The sequence below is a fragment of the Paenibacillus sp. MCAF9 genome (genome assembly GCF_052114265.1).
Classification (GTDB): domain Bacteria; phylum Bacillota; class Bacilli; order Paenibacillales; family Paenibacillaceae; genus Pristimantibacillus.
Genome location: NZ_JBFREL010000005.1, coordinates 75,378 through 92,546, shown reverse-complemented (window position 1 = coordinate 92,546; position 17,169 = coordinate 75,378). Strand labels below are relative to the sequence as shown.

Genomic DNA, 17,169 nt, shown 5'->3' with positions numbered 1-17,169 from the left:
TTTTATCTATCGTCCGCATAGAAACATCCTCTCTTTCTCTCAAATATACTTTGCCATCTTCCTATGTTTATTTATTCGATAGTTTGTTGTTCTAGTGAATACCCAGTCTGTGAAAATTTAATAGATGCGATTAAGCAATGGAATACAGGCGCTCCTTGCCTATCAATTGCCCGTACCATGCCAAATTATCGACATAGAATACATTGAACGAGGTTTCTTGAAAATAAGGAGGGATAACGCTTGTCTCAAACCGTTGTCAAACGAAAACAAGCTGCGAATAAGCAGATGAAACGACAAACTAAAAAAATAAATCGTACGTCCGCAAATACGCGTCGCAGAGCTTCTCGCAAGGGAAAGAAGCTGCTGCGGTCAAATCGAATAAACAAACGAGCAAGAGGATGGAAGCGCGGCATCCTCGCCCGTAAAGCACCAGCTGCTCCAATAGCTCCTACTGCTCCTGCCTCTTCTCTTGTTGAACAGCCAAGCGACGGAGGGGCAGCGCCTATTTTAATACCGCTGACGGGTATTATTTTCAGCAAGGATCGAGCCCTCCAGCTGGATGCAGCCCTGCGATCGCTTTACTTGCATGCCCTCGATATTTCCAATTTTCACATGAAGGTCCTTTACAAGACATCGAGCGATTTTTATGAATCACAATATGAACGACTAAAAAACGAATACCCGATGGTGCAATTTATTAAAGAGGAGCAATTCAAAGAGCAGGTTATCGCTTCTATGGAACCCTATGCCTATGTTCTATTCATCGTGGATGATTGCTTGTTCGTTCGCGATTTTACGCTGCAGTCCATCATGAACACATTAGCTGCGCACAACGATTTGATTGGCTTTTCCTTAAGGCTGGGACCAAACATCCGTTACTGCTATACGATGAGTGCCGAACAGTCTATTCCATGGCACCACATTATCGAGTATGGCTATCGCAAGTTTGACTGGACATCGGCGCAGTATGAATTCGGCTATCCGCTTGAAGTTTCCAGCTCGGTATACCGCACAACTAATCTTCTTCCGCATCTGAGAAACTTGGATTTCTCCAACCCCAATACGCTTGAAGGATGTATGGCAGGACGTGCGCAGGAGCTGTCTGAGGGACGCCAGTTTCTAGCATGCAGCGAAGTATCCTTAGCGTTTTGCAACCCGCTCAACATCGTTCAAAATGTGTATGCCAACCGCGCAGGAAGCAATAAGGAATTCTCGCCGCAAGAGCTTGCTTTGCTATTTGAAAACGGTGATCGTATAAACGTAAACAAATATGCAAACTATATCCCAGCCGCATGCCACGAGCAGGTAGACATCTTTTAATCGCTGTTCCTATCATTCATCCACAAAAAAACGTAAGCAGCTCGGAGAAATCCGAACCGCTTACGTTCTTTTATGCCGCTAGCTTCTCAAAAAGCTATGGCCGCCGAAGTTGTTTTTATCGCGAATTAATATTTTCATTGGAAACGGAAGCTGCTGGCCCTCCACGTAACCATAGGATGGATTCATCACTTTAGGAGACTTGTCGATTAAATATTTATTTAAATGCGATTCGTCATGCCAAACGGCATTGATCCCATTATTCATATCCGTTCTAATATTGTCATCCAGAACACGAATGAGATTCGTATAGTGCTCCGTTCGGCCGCCGTTCAACCCACCCATAAAGTAGTAGCTTCCTGCGCCCTCCGGAATATAGGCTAAGCTTTGTTGATTTTTCTCATAATCAAGCTCGTGCCGCGCTTTATTGTAGAAGCCTGGATGCTGGACCGCAACGATGCCCTCGTGAATTGGCAATATTTCTTCTCTTACGACATCAACGAATTGCATATTGGCATTAAAGAAAAATACAAAATCACATTCCTGCTGCAGCTGATGCACCACGTTTCTAAACATCGCATATCGCAGCAGCGTATTTCCCGGCCATCCAAGATTATCCTGAGGAATCTTCAAAATGTTCGATCTCTCTTCATCAACGATGTGCTCAGCATCTGTGAATACATAATAGTTTTTCTGGTAGCCCGGCAAGAAATAAGCTTCGGCGCTCCGATAGAAGTTTTCCCAGAAAATACTGTATTTCCCTGTGCATATATAAAGAATCCCGATTCGAGATCCGGCTACGCTCGCAATTTCCGCTTCACTCGGCATTTGTGTAGTCAGATAAGGTGATGCATTTGCGCTTTCTGGCTGTGCTTGCGAGAGGACAGCACCTTGATTGGTCATATAAGACTCTTGATGCGCATCCTCAAAACCTTTCGAATGCCCTTCTCTATACCCTTGCTCATAACCCGTGTGAAACGGCCCGCTTCTTTTTCTCCCTCTTGCACCGCTCCTCAAACCCTTTTTTAATGTTTTACCGCGCCTTTTCCCTTTTTTTACACCATATTTGTTTTTGCGGCTGCTTAATTTCCAGCCGGTTTTCAACGTTTTTTTTACGCTCGTTTTTTTAATAACTGTACTTTTTTTTCGTTTCGTCAGCATGCTGCCGTCCTCCTAAACTTGAAATTATATATTATTAGCCTTAATGATCGGAGGAGCTATAATAGGGAAGCCTTCCGAATACTGGTTTTTGTCGGCTTGCGTTAAAGGACGAACATAACGCTGCTCCAGTCCCCATGCCATATAAGCATATTTTGTCGTCATCCGGTGCAGCTTGCCCTGTATAATCTGGTACATTTCGCCGTCCTGCGTTTTCACTAAACTGCCTTCAGCGAAATTGGTGGTGAGCGTCGATAATGCAGCTATTCTCTGATGCAGCACTGCAATCGAAATGTCTCCTCCTATCGGCCAGTTCCATAAATCAAGCTGCGGCAATCTTACTGCATCCACATGCATTAAGTCTGAAGACCGCACGATATATCGATATCCATTTTCTACCCAATAGACATTCGAATCGGTTCCTTTTACAACGATATGGCTAGGGTAAAAGTTTGTTCCTTTTCTCTTTTCATTAGGTGATGCCGAATTCATTACCGCCTCCAGCCTTCTGATCTGATCCCAGTCGCCCCATTTTTCACGAAAAAAAGCGTTATTAAGCAAGGAAGCATCCAGAAACGAACGCATCGTCACACTGCCATAATGATGGATGAATGTATCCTCCGCAATAACTAGATCGAGACCAAGCAATTGTATCCGAAGATAAAAGTCTACATCCTCGCAGGTCCCAATGACATATCCCTCATCCATATACCCGACTCTCTGAAGCACCTCTCTGGATAAAAGCAAGCAAAAGCCCATTATGGCATTCGTTTTTCTCCATCGTACTGGGTTAATATGATTGTAATTTTGGGCAAACTGCTGCATTTCTTTCATGTTTTTGTAGCTGACATCAATCTTTTGATCATTCGACAAATAATTGGTTACCGGACCAACAAGACCAATCGATGGGTTGCTGTTCAAGCACGACAATAAATTCGACAGCCAGTTTTTCGTCACGATCGTATCATTGTTAAGAATGAGAATCGACGTACCTTTTGCCATCATCAGGCCTTGATTGACGCCACCGGAAAAACCTAAGTTCTCTTGAAAAATTTTATAGCGCAATCGCCCTGCCTGCGACTTTAAATAGGCAGCCGTTCCGTCCGTTGAGCCATTATCAATAATGATGATTTCGTAAGACTGCGGCGTATATTTATGAATGCTCTCTATGCAATTTCGTAAATAGTTCAACTGGTTATAGGTTGGAATAATAATGCTTGTGCCTTCAAAAGGTTGCTGATAGCTAGCTGCTCCACTCGCCCTGCCATCCCGATAACCAGCCGCATAGCTCGCTTGAAAGTTGATTCGCTTTATTTTACGGACTGCTTTTATACGCCTGCGCGGATATCGCTTGCGCATCTCGGTTCACCTCCCACGATCTTTTTTAGCTATCATGATGGAAAGACGATTTGAAGCAGCTGGCTGAGCCGCTTCTCGTAGGTATGCTGCTCCAGCGTTTTTATAAATCCTCTTAATGCGATTTGATTTCTCTTTTGCTCGTCCTGCAGGTAATATGCAATTTTATCAGCCAGCTCATTTGGTGAAGAGTACGTTTCAAGCTCCGTTCCAGGAACATAAAAATCGCTTAAGTCCTGACGAACATCTGTAAGCTGAAAAGCTCCGGCAGCCGCAATTTCATACGTACGAGGGTTGATCGACAAGCCGGGAAGGTTGCGGCTATTTTTGTTATGCACCTTGTCGTCATGGGAACGATGAATATTGATGACAATCTTGGCGCCATTATAATAGCTCGCTGCTTCTTCTGAGCTGATCCAAGAAATGCGAATGCCTTTGCTTAGGCTTTTGTAACGCTTAAGCCTTTTCCAGAACAAACCGATAATTCTTGTATCGCGCTGTGCTAGTGCAGGAGCAATTCGATCTATCAATCTGACTCTGTTATGAAAGGCATTCCCAATAAAGCAAATATCGCTTTGATAATGAGCGGGTACATATTTGGGCTTATACACGGCTGGGTTAACTGCCAGCGGCAAATAATGAACCTGACAGCCGAGCTGCCGATAGATTGGAATAGCAGCCAGCTCATGGGTAAATAACCATTCATACTGCGGGGCAATGACCGTTGTAACATCGGTTACATAGGGCTCATCGACGAGCCATATCGCTGTTTTAACACCGATCGAACGAATGCCTTTAATTTGGTGGACTGGCACCTGAGTGCCATGCAGTACCAGCACTAAATCCGGTCTTCTCCTGCTTGCCAGATCAATAAGATTATCTGATGGAGATGCGATGATCAGCTCGCTGACCATACCTCTGAGAGCATCCGTAACCGCCTGATCCATATCTGGAAAAGGGCCTCTTAATCCCGCGCGAACATATAATACTCGCAGAGATCGAAGCAGGCTTGCAGACCGCGGTATTTTCTGAATTAACGCCTCACAGATACCCACATGGTAACCATGCTTCCAGCCAGATTCGCGTCCCGCATCCCACTCGCTTGCTGCTGAAATGTTTATTTTCCGTTTCTGCTTCAGAAGTATCTCACCTCTTTCTGTAACGAATACTCTCTATACATTTCTAATTAGTGCCTGCTCCAATAAATCTATGCTTCGATCCCATTCCCACTTCTTTACCGTCTCGCTCCCGCCAGCTCTTAGGTGTTCGCGCAGAGACTTGTCTGCTATCAAACTTTGTACTGCATTCGCTGCTGATCTAATGTCATTTGGAATGACCAAACTATTATAATGATTGACCAGATATTCATCCGTCCCCGTTACATCAGCAACGACTGGAACTCCTCCGCAAGCCATCATCTCAAGTGGAGGATAGAGGAAACTTTCAACCCTGCTCATTTTGAGCAAAATATCACAGCTAGAGTAAATATGCTTCATCGTTTCATAGGATACACTCTCAAAGAAACGGTCACAGCGCCAAGATGCAGCGGGACGCCCCGACGAGCTGACACACCAAACCTCACAGTTCAAATCTCGCACTGCCGCAAAAGCATCGCTCATTCCTTTGTAAGGAACGTTAATAGGGCCCTCCAGCAATACTCTAACCTTGTTGCCTTTTGGTGCAAGCGGCTCTGCCTCATACATAAGTGAGGTATCGAGTCCGTTAGGGATATAGATCGCTTGCTTATTAAACGTACGCTGCAGCCAGCGCTGCAGCCAGCCTGCCATCGTCAGAAACGTAAAATCATTCGTTTTGTACGTTTGATAGGCCAGCTTCGATTGCTCCGACGATGGCGAATAAAATCTGGATTCATCCGATTGAATGAAATAAAAGCGTTTCTTCGCTTCTATTCTTCTTGCAGCGCCGAGTGTAGCCCAAAAGGTCGCAATCACAATATCACGATCCGCAGGAGCGCGGGATTCTGTGACGATGGGCACCTCAACAGGATGCCAGCTAACCTGCGTATTTCCATCCAGGGAAACTAAAACGACATCATAACCGCGCTGCTTCAATCGGTTGGCATGCTGAAGAATAACCGCTACACCACCGGAAATGGAGCATCCTGGGATGACGTATGCAATTTTCGGCTTACAGACACCGCCTACTACAGCAATCCAGCGGCCATCACGATAGCCGTCTTTCCATCCAGCTTTGTAGCCTTCTGACTGGCTGCTTATCGATCCTGCCCGCCAATCTTTCCTTCCATTTTTGACCAAGCGGCTTTTTCTACCAATTCTCCTTTTTGGCTTCAGCATCATCTTAGGTCGGACCTTAAGATTTTTGAATTTCATAATCTTTTTTCCTCCCTTTTATCTGTAATGGCGGTATAATTGGTGACTCTATGCATTCAACCCTATCTCATAGTATGTTTGATCCTTTTTACCGCCACGGCGTCTGTTACCATGAAGTTTCATCACTCCTAGTCGTTGCAAAAAAATAGACTGGGACACAGGTAATGTCGCAGTCTAGCTGGCCTACTATTCTGTTTTCTCATCCACTAGACGCAATCCCGCTTCCTGCAGCGAAGTGAACGTACCCGCGTCATGCCACCACCCTTTCAAGATGCTGTGCTTGAGCGCCCCCCTCGCCGCATAAAAGTTGTTTACATCGGTAATTTCAAGCTCCCCTCTCCCCGAAGGGCGCAGTGTCTTAATTACATTAAAAACATCAGCGTTGTACATATAAATACCTGTTACACAATAATTAGATCCGGGATTCGAAGGTTTCTCCTCAATGGATACAATACGCCCGCCTTCCATTCTCGGAACGCCAAATCTTTCTGGATCAGCTACTCTCTTAAGTAATACCTTCGCCTCTTCCGATGATGCTTCAAAAGAAACCATATATTCAGATAATGAATCCTCGAACAAATTGTCTCCTAGCAGAACGACAAATTTTTCATCCGCAGATACGAACCCAGCTGCCAAAGCCAATGCCTCGGCAACACCGCCAAACTGATCTTGCACTCTAAAAACGAGATTAACGCCCCATTCGTGGCCGCTCCCCAAAAAATCAACATACAAGCCTGCTGATTGTTTTCCTATAACGAGCAAAATATCTCTAATCCCTGCATCCGCCAGCTTTTTAATCGCATAATATATCATAGGATGCTTTCCGACTGGCAATAGATGCTTGTTCATAAATTTCGTTAGCGGATAAAGTCTCGTGCCTGACCCGCCAGCCAGTATAACGCCTTTCATCCAGCAGTCCACCTCCCCTCACTCTACTGAAACTCCCTTATAAGTATATGAATTTAAAAGATTTAAGAGTGGATGGATAACCACATACGCTAAGATTTGGACGATGTTGATCAAAAATCATAACGATAAAGGGGCTTGTACGGTTGCCTTTTTTAAGATGGACAAGCTTCAAATCTATATTTTATTAATAAACTAGATTTAGAGAGACATTCAAAACTAGAGGTGATGCAATTGATTCGAAAAGCGATCATTCCTGCCGCAGGCTATGGAATTCGCAATTTACCCATAACCAAGGCTATACCCAAAGAATTGTTTCCCATTGGAAACAGACCCGCAATCGACTATGTAGTTAAAGAAGCAGTCGATGCAGGAATTACCGACATTTTAATTATATTATCTCGCAATAAGACAGAAATTATGAACTATTTTGACCGTTCGATGGAGTTGGAGGCTCATTTGCGTATGATTCACAAAGAAAGCATGCTGCCTATCATTGCTCCCGCCAAAGTCAATATTCAATATATTCGACAATATGAAGCACTAGGTCTAGGTCATGCCGTTTCGCTTGGACAATCATTTGCTGCAAACGAGCCCTTTGCTGTTATGCTGCCGGATCAAATAAACCTGCATCAAAACTCTTTACTCCTACCATTGATTCGAAACTACGAGAAGCACAGAACCAATGTCATTGGACTGCAATCGGTTGACCCCAAGCTGTTGTCCCAATACGGCGTGGCGTCTGCTGTTCAAGTTCAGCGCCGAATTTACGAGGTCGCTTCCATAGTAGAGAAGCCGGCATATGATCCTCCGTCCCAGCTAGCGGTCATGGGCAGATATATTGTTGAACCTGGCATTTTCGAATTATTAAAAACAACGAAACCCGGAATAGGCGGAGAGATTCAATTAACCGATGCTTTAAATCAGATGGGCATGACACGCAAAGCGATCGGATATGTATACAAGGAACGCTGGTACGATACGAGCATCGAGCATGACTACTTGAAAATTCAACAACGTGCATACCAGCTCCATAAAAAACTGAAGCAATAAAGTAAAAAATAAGGATAGGCCGCTGCCATCCTTATTTTTGTTTGCTGGTCTGATTGACTATGCTTCGGTATGGCTTCGTCTGCGCAATCTTTTTGGCACGAAGCAATCGAATCGTTTTTTTGGTAACCTTCCATGTATGCATTTTTTGATTGGATCTTCTAATTGCTGCAAAATGGCTGGGACTTGTGAAAGCCAGCTTATAGCCTTTTTTGATGCTGTCCTTCTGAAACCTCATATCCGTTCCCTTTCGAAGATGTTTGAAAGAAACGTCCGGATACAACTTTTTTTTAAACAGCATCGTCGCTCCTGCTACTCTATTTTTACTAGGCATCGTTGCAAGCATCAGCCTTGAAGAATGCTTAAAGTACATATAAAACTTATTTTTCCCTATCAGATCCGCTTCCGTCTTTTCAAGTCGCAGCATCGCCTCAGTCAAATAATTCGGAGCGTAATAATCATCATCGTCGAATTTGGCTATAATCTCATATTGGGCTTTGCTAATGCCGTAATTTAAACACTTCCCAAGCGACCATTTGGCCGGCAGCTTGTATATCGATACATTTCCAAAGCTGCTGGCCTGTTTTTTGTAAAGTTCAATGTTCATGCCATCGTTATTGAGCAGCACGATCATCTCCTTCACCCTCCACTGCTGACGCTTGAAGTTAGTGAATAGATTTTGCATAAAGAGGGGTTTATTCGTTGCTGTAATTATGGTTACACCTGAGGTCATCCTCCCCTGACCGGAAAAATGCTCCTTTTCCATGCCGGCTGCATCGTGCCTCCTTACTCGGTCATAAACGGCTAGTGATACTCTCATGATCCGCCGCCTCCGAGCGTGACGATTCTTGATTTACCCGTAATCCCTTTGACTACATTTCGGGTATCATATACAAACGGAGCATGCTCCAAAACAAGTTCCAGCGGCAAAGAAGTATGATCGGTAGCAATGATAACGCAATCTGTATTTAAAAGTGTTTCTGCGCTTAGCGCCAAGCTAACAAGCTTATGCTCACCAACTTGCAGCGATGGTACGTATGGATCATGGTAAACTACATCCGCACCTTTTAGATGCAGACTTTGAATCAAACCAATAGCCGCTGATTCCCTGTAATCAGCTATATCTGGCTTATAGGCTACTCCATATATCATAATTCTCGTTTCCGAGAGCGGTTTAGGCGCCAAGTAATGTTCAAGCTGCTGTGTAATATATAGCGGCATTCCATCATTAATTGTATTTGAAATGTGAATAAAATCAGAAGTAATGCCATGCTGCTTCAGCTTCCATGCTAAATACGAGGGATCCACCGGAATACAGTGACCGCCAATTCCAGGCCCGGGATAAAACGTGTTGTATCCAAACGGCTTCGTACTGGCTGCCTCTATAATTTCCCAGACATTCAAATGGATTGCATCGCATATTAAAGCCATTTCATTAATGAAAAAAATATCCTGATCCTTTATTTCGTTTATATAGCTTTTTCCAGATTGAATCGACTCTACTTTTCTTCTATCCAAATCAATTCCAACAACGTTAAACCCCTTACGAACAAAAAGCAGAGCATGTGGCAGACCCACATAACCAAGCCCCACAATAGCTACCGTACTCTGCATTTCAATCGCGTTATGATTATGCAAATCGCTCATATTCTAATCTCTCGCCTTCTCTCTAGTAATTTTTAATCAGCTTAGATAGTATATGAAACAACTTATTAATAGTTTGGACAGTTTGGATACAAAAAGCAGCCACCTTGATTACAGCCCAATTTTCCGCTTCCCTTGCATTCGCCTTATACCTTCCTTTCAAATGCCGCATATGCTATCGATAATCTGCAGCAAGTAAATGCTTCGAGAGGGGTAACGATATGGCTGGAAAATACCGCAAGCGCAGCAGACATTTTGACGTCATTATGATGTCTGACTTTAGATTGCCGGGTGGAACAACCTCATCCAACATAGAAGAAATGAAAGCTCAAAAAAGAGCAGGCTTAACAACAGGGCTGATTCACATGTCCGGCCAGCCAAGAAGCAAAACCAGTACAATTAACCCCAAAATCAAGCGTATGGTCGATGGGCGGAGCATTCGAATGCTGAATACAACTGCCAGAGCTACCTGTAATACTCTAATTATTAGACATCCCCGAATTCTTCATGTAAGAAGAAGATATAAACCGAACGTATCGGCAAAGAGAATACACGTCATCGTCAATCAAACCCCAAGAAAGGATTATGGCAGATACGGCCGGTTAGTTTATAACATTAGTCGCTGCGAACAGCGGGTCAAACAATTTTTCGGAAAATCCAGTACATGGCATCCAATCGGCCCTCAAGTAAGAAAAACGCTTTTTAAGCACCATGCAGGTGATTTGAAGAACATTAAATTGGCTTCTGCAGATTGGGTCAACATCATTAATACGAGGGAATGGAGACGGAAAAACCGTCCTTCTCACAGAGGCGTGATCAAAATAGGCAGACACTCCAGAGATGCTTATGTGAAATGGCCTTCCAATCGAGCAGATCTTCTAAAAATTTATCCCGCTTCATCAAAATATGAAATACACATTCTTGGCGGTGCTAGAACACCGCGTCGGATATTAGGAAAGCTGCCTCAAAACTGGCATGTGCTTGGATTTGGAAAACGCTCGCCAAAGTCTTTTTTGGCAGGACTCGACGTCTTTGTTTACTATACGCATCCCAATTGTGTCGAAGCATTTGGCCGAGTTATTTTTGAGGCGATGGCTGCTGGCGTGCCGGTTATTCTTCCGCCAAGCTACAAGGAGCTTTTTGGTGAAGCCGCCATTTATGCTGAACCTTCCAATGTAACGAATGAAATCGATCGGTTGATGTCAAGCTCCGAACTTTACGAGAGGCAAGTGAGAAGAGCGATTCAATATGTTGAAGCAAACTTTGGTTACACGAAGCATCGTGCAAGATTAAATAAATAAGAATGCAAAAAAATGCACCTAGGCTAACGGGTGCATTTTTTTCATTTCATTTGAGGCATATCTCAATACGAACGACGACGTTTTTTACGGATAGACTTCCTTAGCTTGCGCCGAGCTCTTCTCTTCTTAACCATCATGTTTCGATGCTTTATCCGATCTGGTTCGTCCGCGTAAAACGGAATCGGTTGATCCATCTCATCCGTACTGAACGCTTCTGAATGAAAGTACCCATTTGAAAGCAAAAATGGATTTTCAACTTCAGAATTGTCATAGTAATGCATGCGAAACTTACCTCTCGTTTGATCTGCAATCACTTCTCCGCTAGTGAAGTGACTATAGCTCCAGGTTGAGCTCGCCGCTGTATTTCGTTCTACTTCTATCCATTCATTTTTATATTTTTCGATTAGTTCTCCGTATAGCTGCCCCTTCTCATGCTCGATCCATGAGATCGCTAGCTCAAAATTATTGGATATTCGAATGGAGCGCAGTGGTTTATTACCAATGGAATACGTTTGAGGGGCTGTTTTTGATATATCCCATCTCTCCATAAGGTTGCTGTGAGAGACCTGATAACCCGCATCACGCAAGGAAAAGACACCATCAAAGAGTGTGTGCGATTGATCCAGCCATCCTTGATCAATAAAATTATGGATCGCCTGATCATAATAACAATTATTTTCACTAAGCTTGAGCCAGCATTTCAGGAAGCTTTCCGTAACAGAATGACGTTTAAAGCTCATAAAGCTTGAATCATAGATCCCGTTTTTCCTAACATCCGTCAACCAGTCCAAATCCAGAAACTCAGGATCAATGACTTTTCCAATCAAAGTAATAGGATGCTGATTAAAACCGTCTGCAAGCTCTTCAAATGGCGAAATGACCCATGTATCCGCATCCAAGTAATGGATAGTTATGTCATTTGTATACTTTTTGTATATATAGTTCACCAATAAAGCCTTGCAAGCCCGCTGTGCTTCTTGAAGAGTGTACTGGAAAAAAAACTTTTTCATATTGGAATATGCATCCATATCTTTCATGAGCACGACCTCATCAAAACAAGGACAGCCAACAGCGGCATTAGGCATAGTTTCCTCCATCACACCAATGATAACCTTGCCATTAGGAATATGTTTCTTAATGGATTTGGCCATCATTATCGCTTTGGCTGCATGCTCTGCATGTATAACCGTACCAAAAATCATAATGCCTCTCCCAATCTAGCTATAACTAGTCTATTATCATTCATGGCAGTACGACCATCTCCTCTCCTGTCATATCCTATGATTGCCTTGTTTCATAGGAAACCCTAGTATACGTCTAAATATAGGGTGAAGATTATCTGATAGTTTTACCCATTGCCATTCCAAAATAAAAACGGCTCAGAGATTGAAACCCTCCAGCCGTTTCTGTATTTTCATTACGATTACCTGCCCTTTAGTCGTAAATCATGCGCCTATCTTTGATACTTTTGCTCTTCATCTTATTTTCTATAGGCTGCGCTGGAAAAATTCGTTCGACCATCGCATTAAATTCTGCAATATAGCCTTGTATAGGATGCCCAAGCTTCACATCATTCATATACGCATTCATCCGCCCAACAAAATCAGGATTAGCTGACACATATACATGTTCAATGCTCGGATTTAATTGCTTCACTTTACTCGCAATTTGTTCCTTTACTTGCGCCGTAAGCATATGGTTTCCTGTAGACAGGGTGCTCATGCGCCGACTAATCTCCACGCCCTCATTCCCCATATAACCACTATTTGTGCGACTTAGCATTTTGGATTCAACCTTAGGCTGAATCTCATCTAATGAAACAGCAACGTATGCATTATGGTCGGTTATCATCACATATGAAGATTTGACTACACCTAAATCTGTGATTTCCTTAGCCATTTTTTCATTCATTTGCATTCTATAATTTTTATGCGAGCCGATGACGTTATTGCTGTTTAGCCTGCGTCCATTTACTCGATTCTTCTCATTCATTTGGTCATCGGCGAATCGTTTATTTTTTAATAAATTTCCATTTGCATCATAACGGATACTGTTCGAGCGGATGTCTTTATTTCCAAGCTCACCGTGATTTTCCATGCAGCCTGCCAGCATTGTGCTTAGCAACACACCTGCAGACAAAGCAACGATTTGTTTGCGCATTTAGCCATCCTCCAACTTGTTTTGTTTAGGCACCTGACCCTTCCTTAGCGTTCGCCTTTTCGGGACTCGCTATTCATTGCATTGACAAAGCAAAAGGGATGAAGTAAATTAGTATCAGATACTAGTACTTGGTACTAATTTTGAGAGGAAGTGTACATTGTATGGACAAAATAAAACCATCTGCCATTCAATCGAATGCCGTCATTACCGCGATAGGCACTTACGTTCCTGAACGGATTTTAACAAATACAGATATGGAGAAGCTTGTGGAGACGAGCGATGAATGGATCATGCAGCGAACCGGCATCAAGGAGCGTCATATCGCCTCAGACAGTCAGTTCACCAGCGATCTATGCTTTGAAGCTGTTCATAATATGATTGAACGCTACGGCGTAAGCGTGACTGATGTTGACTACATTATCGTGGCTACTTCTACCCCAGATGCCGTCTTCCCAAGCGTAGCTTCTCAGGTGCAGTCGCACTTCAACATCAGCCATGCAGGTGCAGCTGATATTCAAGCAGCCTGTGCTGGTTTTGCCGCTGCCATTCAATTAGCGAATGGCTTGTTGTTATCTGGAGCGCATCGCAAAATTTTAGTGCTTGGCGCAGAAACGTTATCCAAAATTACGGACTATACAGACCGTACGACCTGTATTTTGTTTGGCGACGGGGCTGGCGCAATTCTTATGGAAGCTTCGCATGACAGACATGGCGATATCGAAGCAGTATATACCAAAACAGATGGTTCTCGTGGTCATCTGCTTTATCGCAGCAGTTTAGCATCCGCAATTGGTGAACATGATATACAAACGAACGGTTTAATCGTGCAAAATGGCCGGGAAGTATATCGCTGGGCGGTTAGTCACGTAGCTGAAGGTGTTCAGCAGCTATTAGAGAAGAGTGGATATACACCGGCAGAAATCAATTGGTTTATTCCTCATAGCGCTAATATGCGAATTATAGAATCGCTTTGCGAAAGAACAGGTTTCTCACTTGAACAAACCTTATCGAGTATAAAACAATATGGCAACACATCCGCTGCATCCATTCCGCTTGCTCTAGACGAGGCTGTGAAATCCGGCTTCGTTAAGCCTGGACATCTTTTGCTCCTATACGGCTTTGGAGGCGGATTAACTCAAGCTGGCGTCGTTCTTCGCTGGTCCTTCTAGAACATGCTAAACAGCCCTATACTCCATCGATTACATTCCGCTTGGAACCGATGGTGTAGAGGGCTGTTTTTCTACAGCCATTTAGGGTTGACTCTCGTATGCTGCTTGATGTCCATCTTCAAAACCAGTTGCAAACCCTGTGTTATAGCCATCATTAAAGGTTTGCCCAAGTCCAGCTCGTTCGGTTTCCTTATGGGCAAATCGTTTCCTCGGTACTTGTTTTCTACGTTGTAGTGTTTTTTTGCTTGTCGTATTTCTTCTTGCTGTCCGTTTGCGAGGGCTTCGTGCACTTTCACTTTTCCGTGTTTTGCTCTTATTGTTCAACAATCCCCTCTCCCCCTGACCAATAAACGCCATAAATAGGCAGCTCAGGCTGTAGCCATGGCTTCGTTGGATTACCCTTCCGTTTTACCCGTCTATGCCAAGCAAGGCTTGTTACCGATTCAGCAATCGTTTCCTGTAGTTCGGTAAGCGATCTTACATTGTCCCGGAGGAGCTTAACTGTTCCTTGTGAAGCATCAGACACATCAGCGATACTTTCTAATATACGGGCAAGCGCGCCTTGGCTTCTAGCAAGCGAGGCTAAAAAAGCCGCTCTTGCCTCACGTTCAGATCCCAAGGTCTCCATCAGTTTTTGTCACCAAAGGTGAAGCCCTTGCCGAGTGAAGACAATGAATCACCATAGCTCTCTGACATTTCTTCCTCTTGCTGCAGCACGGCCTTCATAATAGACACGATCCCTTGATTAAGCTTCGCGATTCCATCGATCATCTCAATCACCTGATCATGCATTTGAATAGACTGGCCTAGCTGCGTTTGGTGCGAGTTAAAGGTTTTGGTATGCACATGATTACATATCCAGCCTCGCATCTTCTCTGCCTCAGCCGCTTTGGCTTCCAGCATAATTGCTATATTCCATTGCATATTAGCTGTTGAGCTAAGCATTCGCATATAGGCTTGATCACGATCCATTGCAAGCTAGACCTCCTTATTTGCTCTCTATTCTTCCCCGTCTGCTTCCTTCAGCTCACGGATGACATAAGTAAGCTGAGCAGCAATCGTTTCTTGAAAATCTGCGATACTATTCAAATATGCAACGATATTCTGACCCACTGCTTGCGTATTTTCCAGAATGCCAGATAAACCTCCTAAATTCGGATGCTCGTCTGGAAGCGCCTGCACGATCTCGGATAAGCGAACCGTTACATGCCGTTCTGCTTCTAGCATTCGTGCCATTTGTACATTGCCGTGAGACATATGCTGCATAATTTCCGTAATTGTAGCTTGCATCGTACTTTCCCTCCTTGCTCCTACATCATATGCGTGCTCCGCAGCAGTGGATACTTCCCTTTTGTTACAATGCTTGACGAAGCGTAATCGGTGCGATCAAGGGCAAGCCATCGGGAATCATACGAAGCTCTGCTTCGGAAAGCTTCTCTTTATGCCCAAGCTGCAAACCCCAGCCATCGGCAGCAAGGCGACTCATAATAATACGTTTCTTGCCATTCTCAATATAGAAGCTGCTTCCGTTCTCACTTCCATAAATGCTGCCATTTTGGAGTTCGTTGCTATCACCGTAACATAGCGAGCCTTTTCGTGAAATGACTACATCCACCTCGATAGGCTCCCCGATCGGCCAACGACACAAGTCAAGCTGAGATACGCGTTTAACTGGCTGCTCCCATAAGCCATGAATGGGCCGTCTAACGCTGTCTTCTATCCAATAAATTGTTTCTCCAAAACCTTTTACGACCATTTGCTGCGGATAAAACACCGACTCCCCAAGCTTCGGTCTAATGCCCGCTTCCCATTCAGGAAGCTTGGCTTGACGTTCAAAGTCAGTTCCCTCTCGGTCCAAAAACTTCTCATCCAAGTGACTCCATTTGTTCATAAAATAATGCTTGGAATCAAGGGCCTCGGACTCTTTCGCATTATACTCCGCCAGCTCCTTATCATTTCGTTCGGCATGAATGTAGGCGTCGCGCGCGTAAACCAATGAATATCCTTGCAATCTCACTCGCAAGCCATAATCTTCTGCTTCAAACGGCGACTCTTGGCAGCCTTCATCGAGAAAGCCCACTTTCTCCAGCAGCTCGCGCCGAAAGAGCAGGCATCTGCTTGCTAACCGCTCTGTTTGATGCCATTTTGATGAATCACTAGCATTATTTAATCTCGCAAGTTCATGCATATCTTCCATATCAACATAATGAAATTCCATTTTTTGTTTGCCAGTCAGACCGATAGAGACAGGGCCTACCATTCCGATGCCAGCATCGCTATTCAAGCATATTAATAGATTGTCGAGCCAATTTTCAGTCGGTCGCATCCCATTGTTTAGCAGCAAAATAGTCGTCCCTTTAGCCATCATTAAACCTTTATTTGCAGCGCCTGTAAAGCCTGCCGATTTTGCTAAAATACGATACCGCACTTGGCCGTCTAGTTGTCTTAAATAATGCTCGATACCATCTGAAGATCCATTATCTATAACGATGATTTCATACGGCAAATCGGTATGATCCATAATGCCTTCGATACATGCTTTTACCGATTCAACCTCATTATGACTGGGAATAATTATGCTAGTTCCTTCGAAACAAGAATCATAGCTTTCAATGCCGGCTTTCAATCCTTCCTCATAGCCTTCATTCATACCCAGCCTATATCTCTCTACTCTTTTTTCCGCTGTATTGCGCAAACTAACATTGTTTTTGAGACGTCGGACCGGTCTTTTTTTGCGTCTCATCGATAACCTCTCCA

The 17,169-nt window shown here is 43.8% G+C and carries 18 protein-coding genes; 4 read left to right on the top strand and 14 right to left on the bottom strand.

All coding sequences use genetic code 11. The features are described 5' to 3' along the window. The first annotated feature begins 240 nt into the window (after positions 1 to 240). Complete coding sequence (locus tag AB4Z45_RS10760; RefSeq protein ID WP_441909205.1) at positions 241 to 1,320, top strand: hypothetical protein; 1,080 nt, start codon at positions 241 to 243, stop codon at positions 1,318 to 1,320. A 78-nt stretch (positions 1,321 to 1,398) separates the two neighbouring features. On the opposite strand, the gene AB4Z45_RS10755 is transcribed toward AB4Z45_RS10760, so the two are convergent. From AB4Z45_RS10755 to AB4Z45_RS10735, 5 genes are all read right to left on the bottom strand, one after another. Further along, complete coding sequence (locus tag AB4Z45_RS10755) at positions 1,399 to 2,478, bottom strand: family 6 glucosyltransferase (RefSeq protein WP_441909204.1); 1,080 nt, start codon at positions 2,476 to 2,478, stop codon at positions 1,399 to 1,401. 24 nt (positions 2,479 to 2,502) lie between these two features. Next, a complete protein-coding gene (locus AB4Z45_RS10750) occupies positions 2,503 to 3,834 on the bottom strand; it encodes a glycosyltransferase family 2 protein (RefSeq protein ID WP_441909203.1) in 1,332 nt (443 codons plus the stop codon). A gap of 32 nt (positions 3,835 to 3,866) precedes the next feature. Further along, the gene (locus AB4Z45_RS10745) at positions 3,867 to 4,778 is read right to left on the bottom strand and encodes a CgeB family protein (RefSeq protein ID WP_441909202.1); all 912 of its coding nucleotides are present in this window, start codon (positions 4,776 to 4,778) and stop codon (positions 3,867 to 3,869) included. Between the two features lie 225 nt (positions 4,779 to 5,003). Further along, positions 5,004 to 6,182, bottom strand: coding sequence for a glycosyltransferase family 4 protein (locus AB4Z45_RS10740; protein WP_441909201.1), 1,179 nt, complete (start codon positions 6,180 to 6,182; stop codon positions 5,004 to 5,006). A 186-nt stretch (positions 6,183 to 6,368) separates the two neighbouring features. Further along, positions 6,369 to 7,091, bottom strand: coding sequence for a sugar phosphate nucleotidyltransferase (locus tag AB4Z45_RS10735; RefSeq protein WP_441909199.1), 723 nt, complete (start codon positions 7,089 to 7,091; stop codon positions 6,369 to 6,371). A 231-nt stretch (positions 7,092 to 7,322) separates the two neighbouring features. Here AB4Z45_RS10735 and AB4Z45_RS10730 point away from each other — a divergent pair, with 231 nt between their 5' ends. Further along, the gene (locus tag AB4Z45_RS10730; protein ID WP_441909198.1) at positions 7,323 to 8,141 is read left to right on the top strand and encodes a UTP--glucose-1-phosphate uridylyltransferase; all 819 of its coding nucleotides are present in this window, start codon (positions 7,323 to 7,325) and stop codon (positions 8,139 to 8,141) included. Positions 8,142 to 8,172: 31 nt separating this feature from the next. Here the strand turns inward: AB4Z45_RS10730 and AB4Z45_RS10725 are convergent, their stop codons facing one another. Beyond that, on the bottom strand, positions 8,173 to 8,958 hold the full coding sequence (locus tag AB4Z45_RS10725) for a glycosyltransferase (protein WP_441909197.1): 786 nt from the start codon (positions 8,956 to 8,958) through the stop codon (positions 8,173 to 8,175). Further along, positions 8,955 to 9,785, bottom strand: a complete 831-nt coding sequence (locus AB4Z45_RS10720) for a nucleotide sugar dehydrogenase (RefSeq protein ID WP_441909195.1) — start codon at positions 9,783 to 9,785, stop codon at positions 8,955 to 8,957. Before AB4Z45_RS10720 ends, AB4Z45_RS10725 begins: the two co-directional genes overlap by 4 nt. A gap of 218 nt (positions 9,786 to 10,003) precedes the next feature. Here AB4Z45_RS10720 and AB4Z45_RS10715 point away from each other — a divergent pair, with 218 nt between their 5' ends. Continuing rightward, positions 10,004 to 11,083 carry a glycosyltransferase gene (locus AB4Z45_RS10715; RefSeq protein WP_441909193.1) on the top strand — a complete coding sequence of 360 codons (1,080 nt, stop codon included), beginning with the start codon at positions 10,004 to 10,006 and terminating at the stop codon, positions 11,081 to 11,083. A 62-nt stretch (positions 11,084 to 11,145) separates the two neighbouring features. Here the strand turns inward: AB4Z45_RS10715 and AB4Z45_RS10710 are convergent, their stop codons facing one another. Both AB4Z45_RS10710 and AB4Z45_RS10705 read right to left on the bottom strand, forming a co-directional pair. Then, on the bottom strand, positions 11,146 to 12,285 hold the full coding sequence (locus AB4Z45_RS10710; RefSeq protein ID WP_441909191.1) for a hypothetical protein: 1,140 nt from the start codon (positions 12,283 to 12,285) through the stop codon (positions 11,146 to 11,148). 232 nt (positions 12,286 to 12,517) lie between these two features. Then, on the bottom strand, positions 12,518 to 13,243 hold the full coding sequence (locus AB4Z45_RS10705; RefSeq protein ID WP_441909190.1) for a YhcN/YlaJ family sporulation lipoprotein: 726 nt from the start codon (positions 13,241 to 13,243) through the stop codon (positions 12,518 to 12,520). A gap of 161 nt (positions 13,244 to 13,404) precedes the next feature. Here AB4Z45_RS10705 and AB4Z45_RS10700 point away from each other — a divergent pair, with 161 nt between their 5' ends. Further along, a complete protein-coding gene (locus AB4Z45_RS10700) occupies positions 13,405 to 14,412 on the top strand; it encodes a ketoacyl-ACP synthase III (protein WP_441909188.1) in 1,008 nt (335 codons plus the stop codon). An 81-nt stretch (positions 14,413 to 14,493) separates the two neighbouring features. Here AB4Z45_RS10700 and AB4Z45_RS10695 read toward each other — a convergent pair whose 3' ends face one another. The 5 genes from AB4Z45_RS10695 to AB4Z45_RS10675 form a co-directional block, all read right to left on the bottom strand. After that, a complete protein-coding gene (locus AB4Z45_RS10695) occupies positions 14,494 to 14,739 on the bottom strand; it encodes a hypothetical protein (RefSeq protein ID WP_441886803.1) in 246 nt (81 codons plus the stop codon). Continuing rightward, complete coding sequence (locus AB4Z45_RS10690; RefSeq protein ID WP_441909186.1) at positions 14,726 to 15,040, bottom strand: hypothetical protein; 315 nt, start codon at positions 15,038 to 15,040, stop codon at positions 14,726 to 14,728. The genes AB4Z45_RS10695 and AB4Z45_RS10690 overlap by 14 nt, the downstream gene beginning before the upstream one ends. After that, a complete protein-coding gene (locus AB4Z45_RS10685) occupies positions 15,040 to 15,384 on the bottom strand; it encodes a restriction endonuclease subunit S (RefSeq protein WP_441909184.1) in 345 nt (114 codons plus the stop codon). The genes AB4Z45_RS10690 and AB4Z45_RS10685 overlap by 1 nt, the downstream gene beginning before the upstream one ends. A gap of 27 nt (positions 15,385 to 15,411) precedes the next feature. After that, positions 15,412 to 15,702 (bottom strand): nucleoside-diphosphate sugar epimerase, encoded by a 291-nt coding sequence (locus AB4Z45_RS10680; protein ID WP_441909183.1) that lies wholly within the window; start codon positions 15,700 to 15,702, stop codon positions 15,412 to 15,414. A gap of 64 nt (positions 15,703 to 15,766) precedes the next feature. Beyond that, a complete protein-coding gene (locus tag AB4Z45_RS10675; protein WP_441909182.1) occupies positions 15,767 to 17,155 on the bottom strand; it encodes a glycosyltransferase family 2 protein in 1,389 nt (462 codons plus the stop codon). Positions 17,156 to 17,169: the final 14 nt, after the last annotated feature.